The sequence below is a fragment of the Mesorhizobium australafricanum genome (genome assembly GCF_033977265.1).
GTDB classification, from domain to species: domain Bacteria; phylum Pseudomonadota; class Alphaproteobacteria; order Rhizobiales; family Rhizobiaceae; genus Mesorhizobium; species Mesorhizobium australafricanum.
In genome coordinates, this window is record NZ_JAVIIT010000005.1 from 282,611 (window position 1) to 308,663 (window position 26,053).

The 26,053-nt window shown below is 64.2% G+C and carries 29 protein-coding genes; 11 read left to right on the plus strand and 18 right to left on the minus strand.

From position 1 onward, the window contains the following. Positions 1 to 35: 35 nt before the first annotated feature. The 10 genes from sucD to RFM98_RS12750 all read right to left on the minus strand — a co-directional run bounded on the left by sucD (position 36) and on the right by RFM98_RS12750 (position 7,890). A complete protein-coding gene (sucD, locus tag RFM98_RS12705; RefSeq protein WP_320309184.1) occupies positions 36 to 938 on the minus strand; it encodes a succinate--CoA ligase subunit alpha in 903 nt (300 codons plus the stop codon). Positions 939 to 965: 27 nt separating this feature from the next. Further along, positions 966 to 1,382, minus strand: coding sequence for a PIN domain-containing protein (locus RFM98_RS12710; protein ID WP_320309185.1), 417 nt, complete (start codon positions 1,380 to 1,382; stop codon positions 966 to 968). Next, positions 1,309 to 1,614 (minus strand): hypothetical protein, encoded by a 306-nt coding sequence (locus RFM98_RS12715; RefSeq protein WP_320309186.1) that lies wholly within the window; start codon positions 1,612 to 1,614, stop codon positions 1,309 to 1,311. Before RFM98_RS12715 ends, RFM98_RS12710 begins: the two co-directional genes overlap by 74 nt. 77 nt (positions 1,615 to 1,691) lie before the next feature. Next, positions 1,692 to 2,189 carry a DUF1579 family protein gene (locus RFM98_RS12720; RefSeq protein WP_320309187.1) on the minus strand — a complete coding sequence of 166 codons (498 nt, stop codon included), beginning with the start codon at positions 2,187 to 2,189 and terminating at the stop codon, positions 1,692 to 1,694. A gap of 3 nt (positions 2,190 to 2,192) precedes the next feature. After that, positions 2,193 to 2,564 carry a cupin domain-containing protein gene (locus RFM98_RS12725; protein ID WP_320309188.1) on the minus strand — a complete coding sequence of 124 codons (372 nt, stop codon included), beginning with the start codon at positions 2,562 to 2,564 and terminating at the stop codon, positions 2,193 to 2,195. Positions 2,565 to 2,569: 5 nt separating this feature from the next. After that, positions 2,570 to 3,763, minus strand: coding sequence for an ADP-forming succinate--CoA ligase subunit beta (gene sucC / locus RFM98_RS12730; protein ID WP_320309189.1), 1,194 nt, complete (start codon positions 3,761 to 3,763; stop codon positions 2,570 to 2,572). A gap of 33 nt (positions 3,764 to 3,796) precedes the next feature. Further along, entirely contained in the window at positions 3,797 to 4,765 is a 969-nt protein-coding gene (gene mdh / locus RFM98_RS12735; protein WP_320309190.1) for a malate dehydrogenase, read from the minus strand. Between the two features lie 481 nt (positions 4,766 to 5,246). Then, the gene (zapE, locus tag RFM98_RS12740; protein ID WP_320309191.1) at positions 5,247 to 6,449 is read right to left on the minus strand and encodes a cell division protein ZapE; all 1,203 of its coding nucleotides are present in this window, start codon (positions 6,447 to 6,449) and stop codon (positions 5,247 to 5,249) included. A 257-nt stretch (positions 6,450 to 6,706) separates the two neighbouring features. Continuing rightward, positions 6,707 to 7,255: a protease inhibitor Inh/omp19 family protein gene (locus RFM98_RS12745; protein WP_320309192.1), complete on the minus strand. Its 549-nt coding sequence runs from the start codon at positions 7,253 to 7,255 to the stop codon at positions 6,707 to 6,709. Between the two features lie 197 nt (positions 7,256 to 7,452). Continuing rightward, on the minus strand, positions 7,453 to 7,890 hold the full coding sequence (locus tag RFM98_RS12750) for a VOC family protein (RefSeq protein ID WP_320309193.1): 438 nt from the start codon (positions 7,888 to 7,890) through the stop codon (positions 7,453 to 7,455). Positions 7,891 to 8,121: 231 nt separating this feature from the next. Between RFM98_RS12750 and RFM98_RS12755 the strand changes: the two genes are divergently transcribed. From RFM98_RS12755 to RFM98_RS12785, 7 genes are all read left to right on the plus strand, one after another. Next, complete coding sequence (locus tag RFM98_RS12755) at positions 8,122 to 9,129, plus strand: MBL fold metallo-hydrolase (RefSeq protein ID WP_320309194.1); 1,008 nt, start codon at positions 8,122 to 8,124, stop codon at positions 9,127 to 9,129. A gap of 63 nt (positions 9,130 to 9,192) precedes the next feature. Next, positions 9,193 to 9,354, plus strand: coding sequence for a DUF1328 domain-containing protein (locus RFM98_RS12760; protein WP_320309195.1), 162 nt, complete (start codon positions 9,193 to 9,195; stop codon positions 9,352 to 9,354). Between the two features lie 223 nt (positions 9,355 to 9,577). Then, a complete protein-coding gene (dapF, locus tag RFM98_RS12765) occupies positions 9,578 to 10,462 on the plus strand; it encodes a diaminopimelate epimerase (RefSeq protein WP_320309196.1) in 885 nt (294 codons plus the stop codon). Further along, complete coding sequence (gene mtaB / locus RFM98_RS12770; RefSeq protein ID WP_320309197.1) at positions 10,462 to 11,790, plus strand: tRNA (N(6)-L-threonylcarbamoyladenosine(37)-C(2))-methylthiotransferase MtaB; 1,329 nt, start codon at positions 10,462 to 10,464, stop codon at positions 11,788 to 11,790. The genes dapF and mtaB overlap by 1 nt, the downstream gene beginning before the upstream one ends. A 15-nt stretch (positions 11,791 to 11,805) precedes the next feature. After that, complete coding sequence (gene ftsY / locus RFM98_RS12775; RefSeq protein ID WP_320309198.1) at positions 11,806 to 13,755, plus strand: signal recognition particle-docking protein FtsY; 1,950 nt, start codon at positions 11,806 to 11,808, stop codon at positions 13,753 to 13,755. A 62-nt stretch (positions 13,756 to 13,817) separates the two neighbouring features. Then, positions 13,818 to 14,474, plus strand: a complete 657-nt coding sequence (locus RFM98_RS12780; protein WP_320309199.1) for a septation protein A — start codon at positions 13,818 to 13,820, stop codon at positions 14,472 to 14,474. Between the two features lie 46 nt (positions 14,475 to 14,520). Then, positions 14,521 to 15,054, plus strand: coding sequence for an NADPH-dependent FMN reductase (locus RFM98_RS12785; protein WP_320309200.1), 534 nt, complete (start codon positions 14,521 to 14,523; stop codon positions 15,052 to 15,054). Positions 15,055 to 15,245: 191 nt separating this feature from the next. Here RFM98_RS12785 and RFM98_RS12790 read toward each other — a convergent pair whose 3' ends face one another. Together RFM98_RS12790 and RFM98_RS12795 are read right to left on the minus strand one after the other, a co-directional pair. Then, positions 15,246 to 15,452, minus strand: coding sequence for a tautomerase family protein (locus tag RFM98_RS12790; protein ID WP_010912352.1), 207 nt, complete (start codon positions 15,450 to 15,452; stop codon positions 15,246 to 15,248). Between the two features lie 205 nt (positions 15,453 to 15,657). Beyond that, positions 15,658 to 16,578, minus strand: a complete 921-nt coding sequence (locus RFM98_RS12795) for an SMP-30/gluconolactonase/LRE family protein (RefSeq protein WP_320309201.1) — start codon at positions 16,576 to 16,578, stop codon at positions 15,658 to 15,660. 293 nt (positions 16,579 to 16,871) lie between these two features. Between RFM98_RS12795 and RFM98_RS12800 the strand changes: the two genes are divergently transcribed. Continuing rightward, on the plus strand, positions 16,872 to 17,036 hold the full coding sequence (locus tag RFM98_RS12800) for a hypothetical protein (RefSeq protein ID WP_224584863.1): 165 nt from the start codon (positions 16,872 to 16,874) through the stop codon (positions 17,034 to 17,036). Positions 17,037 to 17,193: 157 nt separating this feature from the next. Here the strand turns inward: RFM98_RS12800 and RFM98_RS12805 are convergent, their stop codons facing one another. From RFM98_RS12805 to ccmA, 4 genes are all read right to left on the minus strand, one after another. Further along, positions 17,194 to 17,772, minus strand: a complete 579-nt coding sequence (locus RFM98_RS12805; RefSeq protein ID WP_320309202.1) for a DsbE family thiol:disulfide interchange protein — start codon at positions 17,770 to 17,772, stop codon at positions 17,194 to 17,196. Continuing rightward, positions 17,769 to 17,942, minus strand: a complete 174-nt coding sequence (gene ccmD / locus RFM98_RS12810; protein ID WP_320309203.1) for a heme exporter protein CcmD — start codon at positions 17,940 to 17,942, stop codon at positions 17,769 to 17,771. Before ccmD ends, RFM98_RS12805 begins: the two co-directional genes overlap by 4 nt. Positions 17,943 to 18,184: 242 nt before the next feature. Continuing rightward, positions 18,185 to 18,850 (minus strand): heme exporter protein CcmB, encoded by a 666-nt coding sequence (ccmB, locus tag RFM98_RS12815; RefSeq protein ID WP_320309204.1) that lies wholly within the window; start codon positions 18,848 to 18,850, stop codon positions 18,185 to 18,187. 208 nt (positions 18,851 to 19,058) lie between these two features. Beyond that, positions 19,059 to 19,661 carry a heme ABC exporter ATP-binding protein CcmA gene (gene ccmA / locus RFM98_RS12820; RefSeq protein ID WP_320309205.1) on the minus strand — a complete coding sequence of 201 codons (603 nt, stop codon included), beginning with the start codon at positions 19,659 to 19,661 and terminating at the stop codon, positions 19,059 to 19,061. A 284-nt stretch (positions 19,662 to 19,945) separates the two neighbouring features. Between ccmA and acnA the strand changes: the two genes are divergently transcribed. Next, the gene (gene acnA / locus RFM98_RS12825) at positions 19,946 to 22,636 is read left to right on the plus strand and encodes an aconitate hydratase AcnA (protein ID WP_320309206.1); all 2,691 of its coding nucleotides are present in this window, start codon (positions 19,946 to 19,948) and stop codon (positions 22,634 to 22,636) included. 83 nt (positions 22,637 to 22,719) lie between these two features. Here the strand turns inward: acnA and RFM98_RS12830 are convergent, their stop codons facing one another. Next, on the minus strand, positions 22,720 to 23,391 hold the full coding sequence (locus RFM98_RS12830; RefSeq protein ID WP_320309207.1) for a ceramidase domain-containing protein: 672 nt from the start codon (positions 23,389 to 23,391) through the stop codon (positions 22,720 to 22,722). 184 nt (positions 23,392 to 23,575) lie between these two features. On the opposite strand from RFM98_RS12830, the gene RFM98_RS12835 reads away from it, so the two are divergent. Together RFM98_RS12835 and RFM98_RS12840 are read left to right on the plus strand one after the other, a co-directional pair. Beyond that, entirely contained in the window at positions 23,576 to 24,379 is an 804-nt protein-coding gene (locus RFM98_RS12835) for a DUF1223 domain-containing protein (RefSeq protein ID WP_320217921.1), read from the plus strand. A gap of 565 nt (positions 24,380 to 24,944) precedes the next feature. Further along, positions 24,945 to 25,331, plus strand: a complete 387-nt coding sequence (locus RFM98_RS12840) for a DUF2794 domain-containing protein (RefSeq protein WP_320309208.1) — start codon at positions 24,945 to 24,947, stop codon at positions 25,329 to 25,331. 79 nt (positions 25,332 to 25,410) lie between these two features. On the opposite strand, the gene RFM98_RS12845 is transcribed toward RFM98_RS12840, so the two are convergent. Further along, complete coding sequence (locus RFM98_RS12845; RefSeq protein WP_320309209.1) at positions 25,411 to 25,986, minus strand: GNAT family N-acetyltransferase; 576 nt, start codon at positions 25,984 to 25,986, stop codon at positions 25,411 to 25,413. Between the last annotated feature and the right edge of the window lie 67 nt (positions 25,987 to 26,053).

Sequence of the window (26,053 nt, forward strand, 5' to 3'; positions counted from 1 at the left end):
TTTTCCCTATTCGCTATTCGCTACTCACTATTCGCTTAACCCTTGATCGCCTCGACCAGCGTCGTGCCAAGCCTTGCCGGCGACGGCGAAACCTTGATGCCGGCCGATTCCATCGCCGCGATCTTGTCTTCCGCGCCGCCCTTGCCGCCGGAGATCACGGCGCCCGCATGGCCCATGGTACGGCCGGCCGGCGCGGTGCGCCCGGCGATGAAGCCCGCCATCGGTTTCTTGCGGCCGCGCTTGGCTTCGTCCTTGAGGAACTGCGCGGCGTCTTCCTCGGCCGAGCCGCCGATCTCGCCGATCATGATGATCGACTTGGTTTCGTCGTCAGCGAGGAACATCTCCAAAACGTCGATAAACTCGGTGCCCTTGACCGGGTCGCCGCCGATGCCGACCGCGGTGGTCTGGCCAAGGCCGACATTGGTGGTCTGGAAGACTGCCTCATAGGTAAGTGTTCCCGAGCGGGAAACAACGCCGACCGAGCCCTTGCGGAAGATGTTGCCGGGCATGATGCCGATCTTGCATTCGTCGGGGGTGAGCACGCCCGGGCAGTTCGGTCCGATCAGCCGCGAAGTGGAGCGGTCGAGCCGCGCCTTGACCTTGACCATGTCCATCACCGGTATGCCTTCGGTGATGCAGACGATGAGCGGGATCTCGGCCTCGATCGCTTCGATGATGGCTTCACCGGCGCCCGCCGGCGGCACATAGATGACGGAGGCGTTGGCGCCCGTCTTTTCCTTGCCCTCGGCAACGGTGGCGAAGATCGGCAGGGTCTCGCCCTTGGAACCGATCCAGGTCTCGCCGCCTTTCTTCGGATGGATGCCGCCCACCATCTTGGTGCCGTGATAGGCCAGCGCCTGCTCGGTATGGAACGTGCCGGTCTTGCCGGTCAGACCCTGAACCAGAACCTTGGTATTCTTGTCGATGAGAATGGACATGGGTGGGAACGCCTCTGAATTCAGCGATTACAAGAAAGGATTGACGGCTCGGACCGAGCCGTAGATCTGATTGTGGTTGAGATCTTCGGTGTAGAAAATCGGCGCGCCGAGATATTCTGCCGCTCCGAGCAGCGCGGCGTCGTAGTAGTGAATGCCGTAGCGCCGCGCGAGGTCCAATCCCGAACGGACATAGCCTTCATCGACAGGCGCCAACGGGTAGGTTCCGAGGAATACCAGCCATTGATCGAGCAGATCGTCGCCGACGAGCGATTTTCCTCGCGCCACGGCGACAAATTCAGCCAAGGTCTGCCCCGAAACGCCAAAGACGGTTCGCGAAATGAGCTCTTCGGCGATTGGCGCACGGCGCGGATCACGATTCTTCTCCGAAGCCGCGTAGATCAGGACGTTCGTGTCGAGAAAGCAGTCGATCTTCCCGGTCGGCATAGGCGTCCCTTCGATCCCACTTGTAAGGGGTGTCGGCGCTGTCGCTCCGTTTCGCGGCCTCGTCCATAAGCCGCTTCATTCCCGCCTTGGCCCAGGCAATCCGGTCTTCCTGCTCGACCTCATGCGCGAGCAAGGAACGAACAAGGGCGTTAAGCGTGGTCTGCCGACGCCCGGCAAGGCCGCGCGCCTTTTCCAGCAGAGCTTCGTCGATGGCCAGGGTGACGTTCTTCATCGTCCGACTACACATAAATACACAGGGCTAATATGTGTGATTATGTGCAATTCTTCAACCACCTCGATCTCCATCGGTCAGCCCGCCTTCATCTCGGAAGGCGAACCGCGCCGGTAAAGGCCGCTCACCATGTCTTGCCAGGCATCGCTGCCGGCGGTCTTGAACTGGAGTTTCATGCGATAGGTGTCGGCGCCGTCAAAGCCATACGTCACGCGGGCGGCGCCGCGCGGCGACGACCGTTCGAGAGTAAGCTCGTTGCCGTTCCAGCTGCCGGTGGCCGGTGACATCGGCACGAACCCCATCGAGTCGAACTGGTGCATGGTGACGAGGCTGTTCTGCTGGTCGAAACCGAACACATTGTGCGAGCCGAACGAGATCGTGCCGTCGCGGCGCTGGCGATAACGCTGCACCACGAACAGGCCACCGAACTGCGCCTCGGCCAGCACGTCCGCGGTCGCCGTGCCGGCATCGGTCCATTGCGTGGCCGCGACGTCTTCCTCGCCACGCCACGCGCCGACCAATGCCTGCAGGCGTTGGTGATCGGCCGAGAGGGAGGAGAAGGACGCCGCGTTCATAACTCAGAGCCGCTTGAGATCGGTGACGGTGAGGTCGCTCCGGGCATTGCCGGTGTTCAAGGTCGTCGCCGGCTCGAACATCAGCACAACCGGCTCCAGGCTCAGCGAACGCGGCCGGTGCTCGACGCCGCGCGGCACGACGATGAAATCGCCCTCGCCGAGCTCGACCGGCCCATCGCGAAAATCGATGGCGATCCTGCCGCGCAGCACGAGGAAGGCCTCGTCCTCGTGGTCATGCGCGTGCCAGTCGAAGGCCTCGCCGAATTTGGCGACCTTGGCCTGGCTGTCATTGACGTCGCCGGCGATATGCGGATCGAAGACCTTGGCGATCTTCGCGTCCGCGGCCTCGACCAGGTTTATCTTGCGCGGAGGCATCCGCTTTAGCCCTTCACCGCCTTGACGATCTTCTTGGCCGCGTCGTCGAGATCATCGGCCGACACGACGTTGAGGCCGCTGTCGTTGATGATCTTCTTGCCGAGTTCGGCATTGGTGCCTTCGAGGCGCACCACCAACGGCACCTTCAGGCCGACTTCCTTGACCGCGGCGATCACGCCCTCGGCGATGACGTCGCATTTCATGATGCCGCCGAAGATGTTGATCAGGATGCCTTCGACGGCCGGGTCCTTGGTGATGATCTTGAACGCCGCCGTCACTTTCTCCTTCGAAGCGCCGCCGCCGACGTCGAGGAAGTTAGCCGGCTCAGCACCGTAGAGCTTGATGATATCCATCGTCGCCATGGCAAGGCCGGCGCCGTTGACCATGCAGCCGATATTGCCGTCGAGCGCGACATAGGCGAGGTCGTATTTCGACGCCTCGATCTCCTTCTCGTCCTCTTCGGTGGTGTCGCGCAGTTCCATCACGTCCGGATGGCGGAACAGCGCGTTGTTGTCGAACGACACTTTCGCGTCGAGCACGCGCAGGTGCCCGTCCTTCATGACGATCAGCGGATTGACCTCGAGCAGGCTCATATCCTTCTCGGCAAAGGCCTTGTAGAGGATCGGGAACAGCGTGCCGCCGTCCCTGGCGGCATCGCCGTCCAGCTTCAGCGCGGCGTTGAGCTTCTTCACGTCATCGGCCGTCACGCCCTTTTCCGGATCGATGGCGACGGTGACGATCTTTTCGGGCGTATCGTGCGCGACCGTTTCGATGTCCATGCCGCCCTCGGTCGACACGACGAAGGCGATGCGGCCGACGGAGCGGTCGACCAGGATCGACAGATAGAGCTCGCGGTCAATGTCGGCGCCGTCCTCGATATAGAGGCGGTTGACCTGCTTGCCGGCGGGGCCTGTCTGCTTGGTGACCAGCGTGTGGCCGAGCATCTCGTTGGTGTTGGCGACCACTTCGGCCGCCGACTTCGCCAGCCGCACGCCGCCCTTGGCGTCGGGGCCGAGCTCCTTGAACTTGCCCTTGCCGCGGCCGCCGGCATGGATCTGGCTCTTCACGACATAGAGCGGGCCGGGCAACGCCTTGGCGGCGGCTTCCGCCTCGCTTGCCTTGAACACCGGAACGCCGCTTGCTACCGGCGCGCCGAACGTCTTCAGCAACGCCTTGGCCTGATACTCATGGATGTTCATGCGCTTGGTCTCCGCGATTACTTGCCGGCGAGATTACTTGCCGGCGAGATGAGGGGCGATCTTGGTACAGGCCTCGGTCAGGCCCTGAACGGCCGCGACCGAGGAATCGAACATCTTCTGCTCGGCCTTGGAGAGGTCGATCTCGATGACGCGCTCGACACCGCCGGCGCCGATCACCACCGGAACGCCGACATAGGTGCCCTTGACGCCATACTGGCCGGAGAGGTGCGCGGCGCAGGGCAGCACGCGCTTCTTGTCCTTCAGGTAGGATTCGGCCATCGAGATGGCCGAAGCAGCCGGCGCGTAATAGGCGGAGCCGGTCTTCAACAGGCCGACGATCTCGGCGCCGCCATCGCGGGTGCGCTGCACGATCTGGTCGAGCTTCTCCTTCGAGGTCCAGCCCATCTTGACGAGGTCGGGCAACGGGATGCCGGCCACCGTCGAATAGCGGATCATCGGCACCATCGAGTCGCCATGGCCGCCGAGCACGAAGGCGGTGACGTCCTCGACCGAAACCTTGAACTCTTCGGCAAGGAAGTAGCGGAAACGCGACGAGTCCAGCACGCCGGCCATGCCGACGACATGGCTGCTCGGCAGGCCCGAAAACTTCTGCAGCGCCCAGACCATGGCGTCGAGCGGGTTGGTGATGCAGATGACGAAGGCCTTCGGCGCGTATTTCTTGAGACCCGCGCCGACCTGTTCCATGACCTTGAGATTGATGCCCAGCAGGTCGTCGCGGCTCATGCCCGGCTTGCGCGGCACGCCGGCGGTCACGATGCAGACATCCGCGCCCTCGATGCCGGCATAATCGTTGACGCCGGTCAGCCGGGAATCGAAGCCGTCCACCGGCGACGACTGCGCGATGTCGAGGCCCTTGCCCTGCGGAATGCCCTCGGCGATATCGAACAGCACCACGTCGCCGAGATCCTTGAGGCCGATCATATGGGCGAGCGTGCCGCCGATCATGCCCGAGCCGATGAGCGCTATCTTGTTGCGTGCCATGTGAGGATGTTTTCCCTTTGTCTGTGACGAGACCGTGACGTGGCCGGGGAGGCCGAAAGGATGCGGGGAAACCGCGAGATTTAGCCGCACCGAATAACTCCGGCACGGAAGAAATTCAAACGATTATTTTGGAGCTAGTGTTTTCAATCGGTTAGATGATTTGGGAATTACGTAAACGTCAAAGTTTTCAAGCCCAATGAGGAGAATTTACACAATGAACGTCGAAATCAGAAGGCTTTATCCCGGCGATGACGCCCTTGTGATGCGGATGTCCGGTCCCCCGAGGATCCGAAAGGGGAGATGCCCGGTACGCCAGACGGGGTCGCTGTCCCGTCAACCTGTCCCTCGTCATTCTAGGGCGGAGCAGGAGCGAAGCGACGCGCGCAGACCCTAGAATGACGAGGGATACGCCGCCGCTTCACGCTGTCGCGCTGGATTTCGCCAACCTCCCACGATGCAAAGGGAGTGGCGAAACAATATCCTATCCCTGCGCCTGCCTTGCCTCCGCGGCCGCCGCCTCACCCTCCCGCCGTTCCGCCCAGCCGTCCAGCCAGTCGCGGCTCTGCATCTCGACCAGGCGCGAGGCGGTGCGCTCGAATTCGAACACCTCCGTGCCGCGCCTGGCGGTGTAGAGCCCTTCGGGCGGCGCTGCCGCGCTCACCACCAGCCGCATGCGGTGGTCGTAGAGCGTGTCGATCAAGAGGATGAAGCGCTTGGCTTCGTTGCGCTTGCCTTCGCCCAGCACCGGCACGTGGTCGATGAAGACGGTCGAGAATCGGCCGGCGATCGCCAGATAGTCGCGCGCGCCGAGCGGCCTTTCGCAGAGGTCGGCAAAGGAAAAGCGCGCCGCATCGCCGGCGGCGCGCGGCACCACGAGATGGCGGCCTTTCAGCGTCAACGTCACCTCGCCGGTCGGCTGGCCATGCGTCATCGCCTTCCAGGCGTCGTCCAGCGCGCGGTCGGCCGCAGCATTGTCCGGCGTGACGTAGACCGGCTGGCGGTTGAGCTTTTCCTGCCGGTAGTCTTTGTCGGCATCCAGCGTCATCACCTCGGCATTGCGTTCCAGCAGCGAAATGAATGGCAGGAAGAGTTGGCGGTTCAGCCCGTCGCGATAGAGGTCCTGCGGCGCCACGTTGGAGGTGGCAACCAGCACCACCCCGCTGGCAAACAGCGCCGAGAACAGGCGCGACAGGATCATCGCGTCGGCGATGTCGGTGACCGAGAACTCGTCGAAGCACAGCACCCAGGCTTCGTCGGCGAGCGCGCGGGCCACCGGCGGGATCGGGTCGTCCTCCTTGACCGAGCCGTCCTTGCGCGCCTGCCGGTGCTTCTGGATGCGGTCCTGCACATCGGCCATGAAGTCGTTGAAATGCACGCGGCGCTTGCGCCGGACCGGCAGCAGCTCGAAGAACATGTCCATCAGCATGGTCTTGCCGCGACCGACGCCGCCATGGATGTAGAGGCCCTTGACCGGCTCGCGCGGCTGCCGCTTGGCCGCGAACAGCCAGCCCAGCGCGCTCGATTTCTGCGCCAGCCTTTTGGCCGAGATCTCTTCGATCAACCGGTCGAGCGCGGCGACGATACGCTCCTGCGCCGGGTCGCGCGCGACCACGCCGCTTTCAACCAGATGGTCGTAGCGCTGCCTGACGGTCGCATGGGTCTGGATGCCGTCGCGCAGATGCATGGATCACGTCATTTATATCGAGCAGAATGCTCTAAGAAAGGCGCCAAGGGTGTGCTGAGATTCAGGTCAGGCCGAGCCGAGAATGGTGGCTTCCGAGAACCGGAGCGGAGCGTATTTGAAGTACGTGAGCACCGGCCTACGCCGGCCATAGCCTCAATTTGACTTCCGCGCCAGTCATAAGTGCTTCGGCCGGCGAAGGCCGGAAGCGCAGGAAGCCGCCATTCGCAGGCCGGCATCACCTGAATATCAGCATACCCTTACCTTGTAAGCGAGATGGGCTGGCCGCTGGAAGTCTGGCCGTCGAACTTTTCGCCGCCCGAGGAATAGAGCCTGGCCAGCGTGCCGCCGTTTTCGTCGTAGAGCGTCAGCTGCTTGCCGGCGACATTCCACGACTTGATGCCGTCGATCGGAGCCGGGCAGTGCAACGGGCCGGCGCGGTAGCCGGCGCCGAACTTGGTCTGCGGCGTCGCCACCTTGCAGCTCTGCCCGGAGACATTGGCGTTCCACACGCCGGCGACGCTGGCCGCGGTGAGATCGGCGGCGCCGGCGGGCGCCGTACCGTCCGGCGGCAGCGCGGCGACCTGGGTGTTCTTCGGAGCGGTCGGGAATTGCGACGCGCCGGGAGAAGCCGGCGGCGGCAACTGATTCTGCGTCACCGTGCCGGAAGGCGCCGGCGTCAGCGGCGCCGGCTGCTGGTCGTCCATCGACGAGAAGCGCGAAGTCGAGCAGCCGCTCGCAACCAGCGCGGCCAGCGCTACGGCCAGAAGGCCAGTTCTGGAAAAGGGGCCAGTCTTCGAAAAATTCATTCCAACCTCCGTCGGATCTGGCCGGGGGGAGCCGTCCGCGCAATGTTCGCTTCCACCAAGATGGCGAAGGTGGCAGAATTTCAACCTGATATGGTTAAAATAGGGTTTTCGAAGCGGCTGTTGTAAATTTATCGCAGCGGAGGGCCGGCGCCGGGAAATTGCCGGAAGCAGTCCTCTAAATTGTTGAAATACCGCTATTATATTCGAGCGCTCGGCACGAACACATAGCCATCCGGACCAACAACATAGCATTCGCGCAGGCCGTGCGGCTTGTCGATCGAGCCGGCAAGCACCATGTGGCCGAGTGCCGCCGCCTTTTTCTCGATCGCATCCGGATCGGCGCCGTAAAGGCGCAGCTCGATGCCGACGCCTCGCGTTTCGGTTCCAGTGACGACGCCCGTCATCGGATTGTCGAGATAGGAATGGTCGGCATGCAGCATGAAGATCGAGCCCAGCAGCTCGATCGCCGCGAAATCCTCATCGGCATAGATGATACGGGCGCCAAGCACGTCGCGGCAAAAAGCCTCCATCGCCGCCATGTCGGTGACCAGCAGGTTGACGCCCAGTCCTTGCGGCAGCGAGCGGCCGAAATCCTCGGCCTTCATCCACGGTGTCCTGGTTCGCTTCATTACCATGGTGATCGTCTCCCTCGCCCGATCCTAATGCATCTCGCCCAGAAGTGTGCAGCGGTTCTGGGACAACGACATGCATCAAAATAGAGACTTTAAGCGCGTCGCCTGAATCCGGTTCAGCGCGACGCGCTTTAGCCGAAGCCGACCTTCGGCCCTTGGCATTCGCCAGCAAAATGCTTGCACCAGGCAGGCGCTTCCTTATCTCAGGAAGGGACCGAGCCGGCGGGAGAGAGAATGGCCGCGAGAACAGCAACCGCCAACCGCTACTACAGCGGCCCGCCCAGCGATCATTTCGACGGCACCTTGTTCTTCAATCCCGGCGGCAAGCCGCCAGGGCGCTTCACCGATCTGCTCAGATGGCAATTCAGCGGCGGGCGGGCGAAATGGCCGGCCGCCTTTCCGAGTCCCCATCCACAAGCAAAGCCGGCCGATCGGGTGGACGGCGGCGCGCTCAGGCTTACCATGGTCGGCCATGCCTCGCTTCTCATCCAGACGGCGGGCCTGAACATCCTGACCGACCCGGTATGGTCGGAGCGTGCCTCGCCCTTTTCCTTCGCCGGTCCGAGAAGGGCAAATGCGCCGGGGATTGCCTTTGCCGAGCTGCCGCCGATCGATCTGGTCCTCATCAGCCACAATCACTATGACCATCTCGACCTTGCCACGCTGAAGCGGTTGAGGCAGAGCCACGACGCGCGCGTCGTCGCGCCGCTCGGCAACGATGCCGTCATCAACCGCGCTGTGCCCGGCATGCGGCTCAGCGTGCATGACTGGGGCGACAGGGTCGACGCCGGCGCGGCCGTCATCCATGTCGAGCCGACGCATCATTGGTCGGCGCGCGGCGGGCGTGACCGCCGCATGGCGCTGTGGGCGAGCTTCGTCATCGAGACGGCGGGCGGCAACATCTATTTCGCCGGCGATACGGGCTTCCATGACGGCATCAATTACCGGCTGATGGCTGAGAAGCATGGCGGCTTTCGCCTCGCCATCCTGCCGATCGGCGCCTATGAGCCGCGCTGGTTCATGGCGCCCCAGCACCAGAACCCCAAGGAAGCCGTGCAAGGCATGAAGCTGTGCAAGGCGGCGTTCGCCGCCGGCTGCCATTGGGGCACCTTCCATCTCACCGACGAGCCGGTCGACGAGCCGGCGGCAAAGCTCGCCGAGGCGCTGGCCGCGGAAGGCCTGCCGCCGGAGCAATTCCGAGCGTTGAGGCCTGGAGAGGTATGGGACGTGCCGGCCACCTAGCCAAGGAACCCAGGCCGACAAGGCGCGTTGATCCACAACGCAACTCGGCTGGGAGCCTCTTCCATGATCAAGTGGATCATCATCCTTCTGATTGTCGCCGCCGCGGCGAGCCTGCTCGGCATGCCGGCGCTGGCAGGTGCCGCCGCCACCGGTGCGCGCGTCCTGATCGGCGTCGTCCTGATCATCTTCCTGCTGATCCTACTCGGCGTCTTCGCGGTAACCTAAGCGCGACCTCTCGGTCGTCGAGGCGCGGCGTCTTCGCCGTCGCAGGCGCGACCTCTTGGTCGTCGCAGGCGCGGCGTCTTCACCGTCGCAGGCGCGACCCCTTGGTCGTCGCAGGCGGGATCCCTTGGTCGTCACCAAGCGTCCGCCGGACTGGTAATTCCCGCCCGTTTCCGCCATATAGCGCCAAACGGAATTGGCCAACGGAATTGGAACGACCGGTTAGATGGCAGGCACCGCCCCCTTCGCCAAGATGAACGGCATCGGCAACGAGATCATCGTCGCCGATATGCGCGGCCGCGCCGACAAGGTGACGGCGCAAGCGGCGATCGCCCTCAACGGCGATGCCGCGACCAAGTTCGACCAGATCATGGCGATCCATGATGCGCGCACGGCCGGCACCGCCTACTATGTCGACATCCTGAATTCCGATGGATCCGGTGCGCAAGCCTGCGGCAATGGCATGCGCTGCGTGGTGCAGGCTTTGGCCGCCGAGACCGGGCAGAAGACCTTCACCTTCGAGACCCGCGCCGGCATCCTGAATGCGCAGGAGCACGCCGACGGCCTGATCTCGGTTGACATGGGCAAGCCGCGCTTCGGCTGGCAGGATATCCCGCTCGCCGAGGAGTTCCGCGATACTCGCATGATCGAACTGCAGATCGGCCCGATCGATGCGCCGGTGCTGCATTCGCCGTCTGCGGTCTCGATGGGCAATCCACACGCCATCTTCTGGGTCGACAACGATGTCTGGTCCTATGAGCTCGACCGTTTCGGCCCGCTGCTCGAGAACCATCCGATCTTCCCCGAGCGCGCCAACATCACCATCGCCCAGGTCACGTCGCCGCAAACCATGATTATCCGCACCTGGGAGCGCGGCGCCGGCCTCACCAAGGCCTGCGGCTCGGCGGCCTGCGCCGCCGTGGTCGCCGCCGCCCGCACCAAGCGCACCGGCCGCAGCGTCTCGCTGATGACGCCGGGCGGCGGCGAGTTGCATGTCGAGTGGCGCGATGACGACCACGTCATACTGACCGGTGCCGCCGAATGGGAATTTTCCGGCAGCTTCGATCCCTCGACCGGCACGTGGGCCCGCGACACCGAAAGCGCCGCCTGATGTCCGCGCTTGAAAAAGGCGCGGTCCCCAAAGCCTCCGCCACGACCGGTATCGACGTCGTCACCTTCGGCTGCCGCCTCAACACCTATGAATCGGAAGTGATGCGGCGCGAGGCCGAAAGCGCCGGCCTCGGCGCGCTCCAAGGCGGCGCCGTCATCTTCAACACCTGCGCCGTCACGGCGGAAGCGGTGCGCCAGGCCAAGCAGGCGATCCGCAAGGCCCGCCGCGAGAACCCTGCCGCGCGCATCATCGTCACCGGCTGCGCGGCGCAGACCGAGCCGCAGAATTTCGCCGCCATGGACGAGGTCGACCTCGTGCTCGGCAATGAGGAGAAGCTCAAGGCCAACTCCTATCGCGCGCTGCCCGATTTCGGCGTCAACGACACCGAGAAGGCGCGCGTCAACGACATCTTTTCGGTGCGCGAGACGGCAAGCCACATGGTCGACGCCATCGAAGGCCGGGCGCGCGCCTTCGTGCAGGTGCAAAATGGCTGCGACCACCGCTGCACCTTCTGCATCATTCCTTACGGCCGCGGCAATTCGCGCTCGGTGCCGATGGGCGCGGTGGTCGAGCAGGTCAAGCGTCTCACCGGCAATGGCTACGCCGAGATCGTTTTGACCGGTGTCGATATGACCAGCTTCGGCGTCGACCTGCCAGGCAGCCCGAAGCTCGGAAAACTGGTCAAGGCGATCCTGCGCCAGGTGCCGGACGTGAAGCGGCTCCGGCTGTCCTCGATCGATTCCATCGAAGCCGACGACGACCTGCTCGATGCCATCGCCACCGAGCCGAGGCTGATGCCGCATCTGCACCTGTCGCTGCAGTCGGGCGACGACATGATCCTGAAGCGCATGAAGCGAAGGCATCTGCGCGATCAGTCGATCCGCTTCTGCGAGGATGTGCGCAAGCTGCGCCCCGAAATCGTCTTCGGCGCCGACATCATCGCCGGCTTCCCGACCGAGACCGAGACGATGTTCGAGAATTCGGAAAGAATAGTCGAGGAATGCGGCCTGACGCATCTGCACGTCTTTCCGTTCTCGCCACGCGAGGGCACGCCCGCCGCCCGCATGCCGCAGGTCCGCCGCGAGGTGGTGAAGGCGCGCGCCGCCAGGTTGCGCGCCGCCGGCGAGGCCGCTTATCGTCGTCATTTGTCGTCGCTCGCCGGCACAAGGCAATCGATCCTGGTCGAGCGCGACGGCCTCGGCCGCACCGAAGGGTTCACGCTCGCCGCGATCGCTGCTGGACAGCCGGGCGAGATTGTCGACGCCATGATCACCGGCGATGACGGCGCCAGACTGATCGCGGCGCCGCTTGCCGCGCAAGCCGCCTGAGAAACTGCGAGACGCATGGCTGGTTTTTTCAAGAAGATATTTTCGTTCGGCAAGAAAGAGGTCGTCGAGGAGCGCGTCGACGAGACCGCGCCGCTGCCGCCGATCAGATGGGACGCGCTGGACACGCTGAAGCCGGAAGCCGAGCAGGCTGAGCCGGAACTTTTGGCGCGCAAGCAGGAGCCGGCGCCCCACCCTTCCCTCGATGGGGAGGGTCGCCACGAAGTGGCGGGGCGGGGTGACAGCGCCGACGTGGGTCACCCCCGAGCTGCGCTCGGGACCTCTCCCATCGAGGGGGAGGTAGAGGCCGCGATTCAACCCGCTCCGGAAGAGCCGATACCCGAGCCAACGCCGGCTATCCCACAGCCGCCGGAACCAACCATTCCTGCCGAGCCGGAACCGCTGCCGCAGCCTCAGCCCGAAGAAGAGCCGCGACCGGCGCCTGAGAAGCCTGAGCCTCCGGCGCCCGAGGAAGTGCCGCCGGCACAGCCGGAACCTGAACCTGCGAAGCCGACACCGGCGCCCGAACCCGCGCCGCCGGAAGTGCCTGCGCCCGCGCCGGCCGAGCCGGAGATCGAGCCTTCGCGTCCGGAACCGCAGCCGCAGCCCGCGCCTGTGGAAGTGCCGTCCCCACCCAGCGAGGTTCCCGCCGAGACGCCCGCGCCGATCGAGGTGCCGCCTTCGGCGCCGCCGGCCGTCGAGCCGTCGGCCGAAATCTCGCCTCCCATCCGCCAGCCCGCGCCTATCGAGCCGCGGGCGATCCATGCCGAGATCGCACCGGAACCTGAAGCCGTGCCAACGCCCCACCCTCCCCTTGATGGGGAGGGTCGCCACGAAGTGGCGGGGGTTGACGGCGCCGACGCCGGCGCCAGTCACCCCCACCCCCGAGCTGCGCTCGGGACCTCCCCCATCGAGGGGGAGGTAGGGGCCGCGCCCGTTCCGCCAGCCCCGCAGCCTGCACCGCAGCTAACGCCACCCGCCGGCAAGGTCACCGTCGCCAAAAAGGTCGAGCAGAAGGCAGAGCCGGTAAAAGCGCCCGAGCCTGCGCCTCGGCGCTCCTGGTTCCAGCGCATGCGCGATGGGCTCGCCCGTTCCTCGCGCGAGCTCACCGGCAACATTGCCGGCGTCTTCACCAAGCGCAAATTGGACGACGACACGCTGCAGGACCTGGAGGACGTGCTGATCCGCGCCGATCTTGGCGTGGAGACAGCACTTCGCGTCACCGATTCGCTTGCGGCGAGCCGCTACGGCCGCGACGTCTCCGACGCTGAAGTCCGCGCCGTGATGGCGGCGGAGGTAGAGAAGGTGCTGACCCCGGTCGCCAGACCGCTCGAGCTCGATCTCAGCCACAAGCCGCATGTCGTTCTGGTCGTCGGCGTCAATGGCACCGGCAAGACCACGACCATCGGCAAGCTCGCCGCCAAGCTCACCGATGGCGGCCTCAAGGTGATGCTGGCGGCCGGCGACACGTTCCGCGCCGCCGCCATAGAGCAGCTGAAAATCTGGGGCGAGCGCACGAAATCGCCGGTCGTCGCCTCGAAACTCGGCGCCGATGCGGCCGGCCTCGCCTACGATGCCTTCGAAAAGGCGAAGGAGGCCGGCTCCGACGTGCTGATCATCGACACCGCCGGCCGGCTGCAGAACAAGACCGAATTGATGGCGGAGCTGGAAAAGATCGTGCGCGTGCTGGGCAAGCTCGACCCCGAAGCGCCGCACACGGTGCTGCAGACGGTCGATGCCACCACCGGCCAGAATGCGCTCAACCAGGTCGAGATCTTCCGCAACGTCGCCGGCGTCAATGGGTTGGTGATGACCAAGCTGGACGGCACGGCGCGCGGCGGCATTCTGGTGGCGATCGCCGCCAAGCACCGGCTGCCGGTCTATTTCATCGGCGTCGGCGAGCAGGTCGACGACCTCGAACCGTTTTCCGCCAGCGAATTCGCCAGAGCAATCGCCGGCGTGGCTTGAATAAGGCGTGATCTCTTGAAACGGCCTGCTTTTTGGCCAGATCATGCGCAAGAAGGGTTTTTATGAATATCCTCGAACGCGACCCGTCCGATCCACGCCGCAAGCCGATGAACCCCGGCTTGAAGTTCCTGCTCGAGCTCGGACCGGGCCTGGTGTTCTTCTTCACCACCATCCGCGGCGAGTGGCTGGCCGAGAAATTCCCGGTGCTCGCCCATCTCGGCGAGCCGATCCTGATCGCCACCGCCTTCTTCATGGTCGCGACGGCGCTGTCGCTGAGCGCTTCCTGGCTGCTGACGCGCAGCCTGCCGCTGATGCCGCTGGTCTCGGCGATCGTCGTCTTCGTCTTCGGCGCGCTCGCCCTTTACCTGCAGGACAAGACCTTCGCCTTCATGAAGCCGACGATCATCAACTCGCTGTTCGGTGTAACGCTGCTCGGCGGGCTGCTGTTCGGCAGGTCGCTGCTCGGCTATGTCTTCGATTCCGCTTTCCAGCTCGATGCCGAAGGCTGGCGCAAGCTGACTTTCCGCTGGGGGCTGTTCTTCCTCTTCCTCGCCGTGCTCAACGAGGTCATGTGGCGCAACTTTTCCGAGGCGACCTGGCTTTATTTCAAGGTCTGGGGCACGATCCCGATCACCTTGCTGTTCACCTTCAGCCAGATGCCGCTGATCATGCGCCACTCGCTTGAGGAAAAACCCAAGGAAGAGAAAGCCGGAAACTAGGGCAATTCCAGGAAAAGTGTGAAACGGGTTTCCTGCAATTGCTCTAATGCTGAACATCATCGCCATCTCAGGCAGCCTGCGCGCCGCCTCGACCAACTCGGCCCTGGTGGCGGCTTTAGCCGCCAACGCGCCCGCGGACTGCCGCGTCGAGGTTTATGACGGTCTTGGCCGGCTGCCGATCTTCAACCCGGACGACGAGGGCGAGCGCACGCCGCCCGAAGCGGCGCGCCTGATCGAGGCGGTGACCCGCGCCGATGGCGTCGTCGTCTCCTGCCCGGAATATGCGCATGGCGTGCCCGGCGGCCTCAAGAACGCGCTGGACTGGCTGGTGTCGCGCGATGCCGCCGTCGGCAAGCCGGCGATGCTGGTCCATGCCTCGGCCCGGTCGCTCTATGCGCGCGCCGCGCTGAGCGAGATCATGCGGACCATGTCCTTCGCGCTCTATGAGGAGGTGGCGCTGGAGATCGCGCTGCTGGGCAAGAAGCCGGTTGAGATGGAGGCAATCCTGGCCGAGCCGACGAACCGACAGGCGATACGCGGAGCGGTGCGGGCTTTCGCCGGGTTTATTCGCGGGCGGTGAGCGGTCTTCCCTTCTCCCCTTGTGGGAGAAGGTGGATCGGCGCGCAGCGCCGAGACGGATGAGGGGTGTTCCAGCGGAGTGAGACGTTGGCGACCTCCTCGCTGGACAAACGGCGTCGCCAAGCTGGAACACCCCTCATCCGACCTCGCTTCGCGAGGCCACCTTCTCCCACAAGGGGAGAAGGGAGAGCCCTACCCCTTCCTCAGCGTCTCGACATCGGTCTTGCCGACATACCAGTCGCGGGCGTTGACCTCCTCGAACACCACCCAGACATCGTCATTGCCGAGCCCGGTGGCCTCCATGATGGCCGCGGTGACCTTCTTGGCGATGTCAGCCTTCTTGCCGGCCGGATCGGCGGCGATCACTTCCTTGACGATGCGGATGTTGACGAATGGCATGATGTCCTCCCGTTCAATTGCACACGCGGTCGGGACTGTTTCGAAATTCGCTCCGGCAAGTCATCTGGTAGCGGTTTCGAGTACCGGCCTACGGCGACCGTAGCCGCAACCGCGCGACCACGCATGAGGCTCCGGCCGGCGAAGGCGGAAGCGCAGAAAACGCCGGCAGATGGCCGCCGGGGTAGAATTTCCAAACGGTCTCGCCTCAATAGGTCTTGGCCCCGTTCACCATCAGCCGAACCATATAGAGCGAGGTGGTGCCGGCGATGTAGAGACAGTTGAGCTTGTTGCCGCCGAACACGCAGTTGGCGGTCACTTCCGGCACCTTGACCTTGCCGATCAGTGTGCCGTCAGGGTCGTAGCAATGGATGCCGTCGGCCGCACTTGTCCAGATGCGTCCGTCCGAATCGAGCCTGAAACCGTCGAACAGGCCGGCCGTGCAGTCGGCGAACACCTTGCCTCCCGAAACCTTCTTGCCATGCTTGCCGACAGTGAAGACGCGCATATGCGCCGGGTTCTTCTCGCCATGCGTGCGGCCGGTGTCGACGACATAGAGCAGGCTTTCATCGAGTGAGAAGGCAAGCCCGTTCGGCCGCACCATATCGGTGATGACCGCCTCGACATCGCCCGTATCGGGATCGACGCGATAGACATTGCAGTTGCCGATCTCGCTCTCGGCCTTGTCGCCCTCATAGTCGGTGTCGATGCCATAGCTCGGATCGGTGAACCAGATCGAGTCGTCGGAGCGCACCACTACGTCGTTGGGCGAATTCAGCCGCTTGCCTTTCCATTTGTCGGCGATGGTGGTGACCGAACCGTCATGCTCGGTGCGGCTGACGCGGCGGCCGGAATGCTCGCAGGTCACCAGCCGGCCCTGCCGGTCGACCGTGTTGCCGTTGGAATTGCCGGACGGCTGGCGAAACACGCTGACGCTGCCGTCGGTCTCGTCATAGCGCAGCATGCGGTTGTTGGGGATGTCCGACCAGACGACATAGCGGCCGGCGGCGAACCAGGCCGGCCCTTCCGCCCACCGGCATCCGGTGAAAAGCTTCTCCACCTGCGCGCTGCCGTTGAACAGGCGCGCGAAGCGCGGATCGAGAACCTCGTAATAGGCTGCGGCCGCCATGCATTTCCTCCCGGCATCACGTGACGGGGTGGATCAAGCCAGCCCGCAACCGATCTGGCAAGACGGCAAGACGGCAATTTGTATGACAAAAACGGAGAAGAACTGGGTGAAGTGGGCCCTTGCATGCCGCGCTGGGCGCATGGCCTGTTAGTTCGGAATTAACCGGCTATGCGCTAATTGCAATGGTGCATTGCAACATCTTTATTTTGCAATGCACCATCCCTATGTCATGCTCACAATCGTCAGGGAGGAACAACCGGCCGCACCAGTGCGGCATTTAAAGGAACCCTGTCATGTTCGACAATCTTGTCTCCCGCGCCCGCGCCAGCATGGCCAAGCGCCGCCACTACAACCGCCTCGTCGCCGAAATCGAGAACCTGTCCAGCCGCGATCTCGCCGATCTGCGCGCCGACCGTTCCGAGATGCTCTACCAGATCCACAAGCAGATCTACGGCTGAGCGATCGCCCCTCACCCGGATCGCCAACCGAATTGCGAAGGGCAATTCGGGGCAATCCGACCTCTCCCCGAGGGGAGAGGAGCAAGTAAGCGCCGGCGCCAACCTCTTCTCCCCTCGGGGAGAAGGTGGCCGCGTAGCGGCCGGATGAGGGGGCGCCTCAGCCCGGCGCCGCCAGCGCCTTCTCGATCTGCGGCAACAGCAGGTCCCGCGCCGACTCCGGCGTCAGCGGCCCGACATGCTTGTAGGCAATCTTGCCGTCCTTGCCGATGACGAAGGTCTCCGGCACGCCATAGACGCCCCAATCGATAGCCGCGCGCCCGGCCGGGTCGACGCCGACGGCCTGATACGGATTGCCGAGATCGCCAAGGAAGCGGCGGGCGTTTTCCGGCTGGTCCTTGTAGTTCAGCGCCGCGAGCGTGAAGCGCTTGTCCTGCGACAGGCCGAGAAGCACCGGATGCTCTTCGCGGCACGGGGCGCACCATGACGCGAAGACATTGACCAGCGTCACCTTGCCGGCGAAGTTTTTGGAATCGAGCCCCGGCAGGTTCACGCCTTCGAGCGGCGGCAGGCTGGTCTGCGGCGCCGGCAGGCCGATCAGCGCCGACGGGATTTCAGCGACATCGCGGCCTGACAGAAGCTGCGCCAGGAACAACCCCGCCAGCCCCAGGAACACCAAGAGCGGCAAAAGCACGAACAGGCGGCGCCGAGGCGCCGGCGCTTCGGTCTCGGTTCTCATGGTTTTGTCGACCCGGATTTGTCGGAGCGCCGCCGCACGCCGGCCGCTTCCAGCGCCGCGAGCTCGCGCTTGCGCGCCCGCTGGTCGAGCAGGATCCAGCCGATCAGCCCGGCGAGCACGACGGCCGTGATGGCATAAGCGGCGGTGACGAACAGGGCGTGCGCGCTCATGCCAGCCGCTCCCCACTCTCCGCCGTGCCAATCGTTCCAATCATGTCTTCCCTTAGAGCGTTTCACCGTTTCACGGAAACGGCTATCCGCTCTATTTCCTTGTTTTGACGCAATTCCGGGCGGAAGGTTACGGCGAAGGCGCCGAACTTAACCGCTCGCACTTTTCCTGGAATTGCTCTAGCCCCGCCGCGGCCGTCGCGCAATTTGTCGCGGTGCCGCATTGAAGGAACGCCCCTGTCGCCTCAATCCGTCCCGTGCCGCAGCGCCAGCGCCGCCGCCAAGGGACCCAGCACGGCAAGAAACAGCGTCAGCGCGGCAAGAATGAGGAAAGGCTGCAGGAACGGCGCCGGATCGGCGACAGCGCCATAACTGGCCGAGACACCGAAGATCAGCACCGGAATGGTGAGCGGCAGCACCAGCACCGAGATCAAGAGCCCGCCGCGCGGCAGCGCCACCGCGACAGCGGCGCCGGCAGCACCTATGAAGGTGATGGCCGGCGTGCCGACAAACAGCGTCAGCGCCGTGGCGCCGATGCCCAGCGGCTCCATATTCATGAACAGGCCGAGCAAGGGTGCGGCGACCACCAGCGGCAGCACGCTGCCCGTCCAATGCGCCAGGCATTTCGTCAGCACCGTCAGCGCCAGCATGTGGCGGTCGCTATTGAGCACCAGAAGATCGAGCGAGCCGTCCTCGCGGTCGGCCTGGAACAGCCGGTCGAGACCGAGCAGGCAGGCGAGCAAAGCGGCGATCCACAGGATAGCCGGGCCGATGCGCGATAACAGGTTGAGGTCGGGTCCGACGCCGAACGGGATGGTGACGATGACGGCGAGGAAGAAGATCGCGCCGATCAACGCCCCACCGCCCGCGCGGATCGAAAGGCGGATATCGCGCAGGAAGAGGGACCACATCAGGAAGGAATCCCTTGGCGAGGCTGGCGCTCCGGCACACCCCCCTCTGGCCTGCCGGCCATCTCCCCCGCAAGGGGGGAGATCGAAGGTCGCGCAGGCTTTCGCCAATCTCCAACGTTGGTAGGAGAGTGCCGTCGGCAAAGCTGCTGATCTCCCCCCTTGCGGGGGAGATGGCCGGCAGGCCAGAGGGGGGTGCCTCGCACCGACATCAATCCCCCATCCTCAGCGCCTTCGCCCCGTCCAGGCCGAGCGGCAGATGCGTCGCCGCCACCAAAATCCCCCCATCCTCCAGGTGTCCCCGCATCAGCCCCGCGAAGCGCTCTTCCGACGCCTTGTCCAGCCCCGCCGTTGGCTCGTCGAGCAGCCAGATCGGCCGCCTGCTGACCAGCAGCTTCGCGATCGAGGCACGCCGTCTTTGCCCGGTCGACAGATAACCGAAGGGCAAATGCCCGAGCCCGCCAAGCGCCACCGTCTCCAGCGCCTCTTCGACGCTCAACGCCGCCTCGCCCTGGAAAGCCCGCCAGAATCCCAGATTCTCCTCCACGCTCAGCGCCGGCTTCATCGCGTTGAGATGGCCCAGATAATGCGAGGCCGAGGCGACCGTCGGAAATGCCTCGCCGCCGCCTTCGACAAGCACTTTGCCTCCAGCGGCCGGCAATAGCCCGGCGACGACTCTCAGCAGCGTCGATTTGCCCGAGCCGTTAGGACCGCTGACGATGAGCGCCTCGCCCTTGTCGAGCGCGAAGCCGATATTGGAGAAAACCGCCTCGCCGCCGCGCTCGCCGCCCAGATTTTCGGCGATCAGCCGCATTCCTTGCCCGTCCCGAAAGCACCGTTTCGCGGCGCTCGCCGCCTCACGCAAATTCGTCTTTCGACTGTCTAGAACTATTCCAGGAAATTCTCTATATGCGGTTCATCCGTGCCAGCGGTCGGCGCGGGAACAGGATTAGCGCCGAACCAGCGCACGCGCCGCCTTGAACGGCTCGGGTTGCTCGGGAACGGACAGCGGAAATGGCCGTACCCGCACCTTTGCGCGTGATTGCATGCCAACGGCGTCCGTTCCCTTTCAGGCTGAACAGACAAGGACGGATCGCCGTGACGAAATCCCTCGACAGTTTCAATTGCCGCCGCACCCTGACCGCAGGTGGCGCCGACTATGTTTATTTCAACTTGGTCGAGGCCGAGAAGAACGGCCTCACCGGCATCGCAAAGCTGCCCTATTCGATGAAGGTGCTGCTGGAGAACCTGCTTCGCAACGAGGATGGCCGCTCGGTCACCAAGGAATCGATCCAGGCGGTCGCCGCCTGGCTGACGGACAAGGGCACCGCCGGCGTCGAGATCGCCTATCGCCCGGCCCGCGTGCTGATGCAGGATTTCACCGGCGTTCCGGCGGTGGTCGACCTCGCCGCCATGCGTGAAGGCATCAAGGCGCTCGGCGGCGACCCGGAGAAGATCAATCCGCTGGTGCCGGTCGACCTCGTCATCGACCACTCCGTCATCGTCGACGAGTTCGGCACGCCGATGGCCTTCGCCCGCAATGTCGAGCTCGAATATGAGCGCAACGAAGAGCGTTACAAGTTCCTGAAATGGGGCCAGCAGGCCTTCCGCAACTTCCGCGTCGTGCCGCCCGGCACCGGCATCTGCCACCAGGTCAACCTCGAATATCTCGGACAGGTGGTGTGGACCAACGCAGAGGACGGCGAGGCGGTCGCCTATCCCGACACCTGCGTCGGCACCGATTCGCACACCACCATGATCAACGGCCTCGGCGTGCTCGGCTGGGGCGTCGGCGGCATCGAGGCCGAGGCCGCGATGCTCGGCCAGCCTGTCTCCATGCTGCTGCCGGAGGTCATCGGCTTCCGCCTCACCGGCAAGTTGAAGGAGGGCGTGACCGCCACCGACCTGGTGCTCACCGTCACCCAGATGCTGCGCAAGAAGGGCGTCGTCGGCAAGTTCGTCGAGTTCTTCGGCCCCGGCCTCTCCAACATGACGCTGGCCGACCGCGCCACCATCGGCAACATGGCGCCCGAATATGGCGCGACCTGCGGTTTCTTCCCGGTCGACTCGGAAACCATCCGCTATCTGACAATGTCCGGCCGCGAGGAGAACCGCATCGCGCTGGTCGAGGCCTATTCGAAAGCGCAAGGCATGTGGCGTGATACCGGCTCGGCCGATCCGGTCTTCACCGACCTGCTTGAGCTCGACCTCGGCGACGTCGTGCCGTCGATGGCCGGCCCGAAGCGGCCCGAAGGCCGCGTTGCGCTGCAGGATATCCCCGCCGGCTTCGCCAAGGCGATGGAGACCGAATACAAGAAGGCCGCCGAGATTTCGAAGCGCTATGCGGTCGAAGGCACCGACTACGATCTCGGCCATGGCGATGTCGTCATCGCCGCCATCACGTCGTGCACCAACACTTCCAACCCGAGCGTGCTGATCGGTGCCGGCCTCTTGGCCCGCAATGCCAACCGGCGCGGCCTGAAGCAGAAGCCGTGGGTCAAGACCTCGCTCGCCCCCGGCAGCCAGGTGGTCGCCGAGTATCTCGAGAAATCGGGCCTGCAGAAGGAACTCGACCAGATCGGCTTCAACCTGGTCGGCTTCGGCTGCACCACCTGCATCGGCAATTCCGGCCCGCTGCCGGCGCCGATCTCGAAGACCATCAACGATAAGGGCCTGATCGCCGCCGCGGTCTTGTCCGGCAACCGCAACTTCGAAGGCCGCGTCTCGCCCGATGTGCAGGCAAACTACCTCGCCTCGCCGCCGCTGGTGGTCGCGCACGCGCTGGCCGGCACGGTGACCAAGGACCTCACCACCGAGCCGCTCGGCGAAGGCAGCGACGGCAAGCCGGTCTATCTCAAGGACATCTGGCCGACTTCGGCCGAGATCCAGGAGTTCATCGAGAAGAACGTCACCCGCGAGCTGTTCGCTCGCAAATATGCCGACGTCTTCAAGGGCGACGCCTATTGGCAGAAGGTCAAGGCGCCGGAAGGCCAGACCTATGCCTGGGACGATCACTCGACCTATGTGCAGAACCCGCCCTATTTCGCCGGCATGGGCCGCTCCTTCGGCAAGGTCGGCGACATCAAGGGGGCGCGCGTGCTCGGTCTGTTCGGTGACAAGATCACCACCGACCACATCTCGCCGGCGGGCTCGATCAAGGCCGCCTCGCCGGCCGGCAAATATCTCACCGAGCATGGCGTCGGCGTCGCCGACTTCAACCAGTACGGCACGCGGCGCGGCAATCATGAGGTGATGATGCGCGGCACCTTCGCCAACATCCGCATCCGCAACCACATGCTGGGCGAGAATGGCCGCGAGGGCGGCTACACGATCCACTACCCCTCGAAGGAGGAGATGTCGATCTACGACGCCGCGATGGAATACAAGCAGGAAGGCGTGCCGCTGGTCATCTTCGCCGGCGTCGAATACGGCAACGGCTCCTCGCGCGACTGGGCGGCCAAGGGAACGAATCTGCTTGGTGTCCGCGCGGTCATCGCCCAGTCCTTCGAGCGCATCCATCGCTCCAACCTGGTCGGCATGGGCGTCATCCCCTTCGTCTTCGAGGACGGCACCTCATGGGCCTCCCTCAATCTGAAGGGCGACGAGCTGGTCGAGATCGACGGGCTGGACGCGATCAAGCCGCGCCAGAAGATGGTCGCCAAGGTCACCTATGGTGACGGCACGGTGAAGAATGTCCCGATCATCTGCCGCATCGATACGCTGGACGAGCTCGACTACTTCAAGAACGGCGGCATCCTGCAATACGTGCTGCGCGATCTGGCCGCGTAGCGGCCAGGCAGTAGGGCTTAGGCAATAGGCAGTAGGGAAACAGGGTGCCTACTGCCTACTGCCTACTGCCTACTGCCTACTGCCTACTGCCTAAGCTTCGGCGCCCCAAACCTTGCCGTCGCCGCCAGCAGCACAGCCAGCATCAGCGCGTTGAAGACGTGCCAGAGGAAATGCGTGCCGAGCGGGAAGCTGGCGCAGACGATAGGGTCGATCATGCGGCAGATGACCGAGACGACGAAGATCGCCGACCCGGCTAGATTGTACCAGCCGGCCCGTTTGCCGGTGGCTGCTACCCACACCCCGAAGAAGGCAAGCGCCAGGAAAGGCGGCAGGTAGCTGGTGGTGCCGTTCGAAGCCTGGCGCAGCCAGTCCGGCACGGCAAAGGTGATCAGTCCTGCGACGACATAGAAGGCGACGAAGACCAGGATCGCCTTGCCCCACGAAATGTCGAGGAAGCGGCGCAGGTTGAACAGCGTGTAGGCCAGCGTGAAACTGGCGATCGGCAGGATGTCGGCCCAGATCGTGCCTTTGGTGGCGAAGGTGTGGAACAGGGTCGAGCCGATGCCGATCGCCACCACCCACCAGGCCAGCACTTCGGCGAAAGCACCGGTCTTGTACCGCCGCACCTGCCGGACGCCCCACAGTCCCGCGGCAATGAAAGCCAGGTTGGTCAAAGCATTAGCCGGCTCTGCCCAGAGTCCAGGCCCGGTCCGTTCGCAATAGAGATCGACGGGGGTCAGGAGAGTTTGCCACATGGTGAGGATGCTGCTCCCGAACCGAACCACGCCTTGAAATGCAATGGCCTCTCCTATTGCCCCCTTACCTGAGGTTGCAACCGCAAAATTTCACTGCAACGTGACTTCCCGTTGACTGTCGCTTCTGCCACATATTTTAGCAATCAGAACAAGGCCGGCGTCACCGGCGGGAATTGGAAAAGTCATGGCATTTCGAGGACGATTGCGGCTTGCGGCACTGGCGCTGGCCCTCACGGCGTTGGGCGGCGTGGCCCTGGCAGCCGAGCCTGAGAAGCCGCAGACCGACAAGCCGCAGACCGACAGGGCCCAAAGTGAAAAGCCTTTGGGCGTGGTCGAATTGTTCACCAGCCAGGGCTGCAGTTCCTGTCCGCCGGCCGACGAGTTCTTCGCCGAGCTCGCCGGCAAGGACGACATCGTCGCGCTCGCCTACCACGTCAATTACTGGGACTATCTCGGCTGGCAGGACACGCTGAGCACCAAGAAAAACACCGAGCGGCAGTATGATTATATGCGCTCCTTCGGCAGCCGCTCGGTCTACACGCCGCAAGCCGTCATCAACGGCCGCAGCCACGTCAACGGCGCCAGCCGCAACGAGGTCGACGGCGCGCTGGCCCGAATGGACAGGACCGGCGAGGGCATGCGCGTCGGCATCAAGGTGAGCCGCACCAGCGACCGGGTCATGATCGACGCCGGCGACGCCGGCAACGGTCCGGCCGATGCCCATGTGGTGATCGTCTATTTCGATCCGCCGCAGATGGTGCAGATCGGCCAGGGCGAGAACAGCGGCCGCAGCCTGACCTATTGGAACGCGGTCTCCGACATCCAGACCGCCGGCATGTGGCACGGCAAGGCGCAGCGCTACGAATTGCCGATGACCGAGATCGCCAAGAAGGGCGGCTGCGCCGTGCTGCTGCAGTCGGTCGGCAAGGACGGCATGCCCGGGCCGATCCTCGGCGCCGCCTTCATCCGCAAACCGGATCGGCTTTAAGCTTTTTCCCTTCTCCCCCTGTGGGAGAAGGTGTCGCCGAAGGCGACGGATGAGGGGTGTTCCAGGGAACACCCACGTCTCACTCCGCTGGAACACCCCTCATCCGTCTCGGCGCTGTCGCGCCGATCCACCTTCTCCCGCAGGGGGAGAAGGAGAGTCCCGCCAGCCCAACAAAAAACCGGCGTCAGCTTGCTACTGACGCCGGTTATTCAGGTTTTGGGATCGTCGCACCTGATTTTTCCAAGGAAAAACCGAGGTTGGTTCGATCCGACGCTGACCCGTGGGCGGGGGGCTTGGGGTTTACGAGCCGGTGCCGGACCGAACCGTCTCAGGCAACGCCGGTAAATTCGTCGGACATTGGGGCATGAGCGCGGATTATTTGTGGCGAGAATGTGGCGGAGCATCACCAATTCCAACATGTGTTTCGCAAACGTGACTGGACGTTTGGGAAACCGCGCGACCGTGCGCGTGCTTAGCCGGACCTTGCAATGCCATCGTGCCCTTGCAATTCCATCATGAAAGCGCGAACCTTGGCCGGCGCATGATTCAATCGAAGGATCGAGGCATGACCGATCACAGCAGCGGGACGGAGGATGGGGAAGCATCCGGAATATTGATCCCGTTGCACGAGGCGCGCAGCGCACGCCTCGATCAGCCGGTGCGATTCGACCGGCGTGAATTAGACCAGATACTCAGGCTTTACGGACGCATGGTGGCGGCCAATGAATGGCGCGACTATGCCATCGATCATCTCACTGATCGCGCAGTCTTTTCCGTTTTCCGCCGGGCCAGCGAAGTGCCGCTGTTCCAGATCGTCAAGGACCCGAAGCTGGCGCGCCGGCAAGGCGCTTTCGCCGTCATCGCCGCCGGCGGCCGCATCCTGAAACGCAGCCAGGAACTCGGCCGTGTGCTTGGCGTGTTCGATGCCAAGCTGAGGGTCGTCGAGGCCTAGCGGGAAAAGAGGAATTGAGGAACTGAAGAATTGAGGAACTGAGGAAAAAAGCGCTTAGCGCCGGGTGTCAGTTCTTCAATTACCCTTGAGCCCCCTCGCGAAACCTCCGTTCCGGCAGTGATTCGGGATCGGGCGGCAATTCCGCGCCGCCATTCAGCGACAGCTGCATGAACACCGTGTCCAGCCAGCGACCGTGCTTGTAGCCCGACCCCTCCAGGCGCCCGGAATGGCGGAAGCCGAGTTTCTCGTGCAGCCGCACCGAAGCGCTGTCCGCGTGGCCGTCGCCGATCACCGCGATGATCTGGCGGAAGCCCGCCGCGCGTGCCGTCTCGATCAGCGCCTGCATCAGCAGTGAGCCCACGCCCTGCCCCTTGGCCTCGGGCGCGACATAGACCGAATCCTCGATGACGAATCGATATGCTGGGCGCGGCCGGAACGGTCCGGCATAGGCATAGCCGAGCACAATGCCGTTCTTTTGCGCCACCAGATAGGGAAAGCCGCCCGCCGCTAAGATGTCGAATCGGTTGCCCATTTCGACGCGGCTGGGCGGCTCCAGCTCGTAGCTCGCCGTGCCATGCGCGACCGCGTCGGCGTAGATTTCCGTGATTCGGTCGAGGTCGGCCGGCGTGGCGACTCTGATCGCGATATTGCTCATAATTTATACAGCTTGTTTCCCTGCCTCGATGAGAGCAGAGGAGCACACAAAAGCAAAGGGCGGCCGT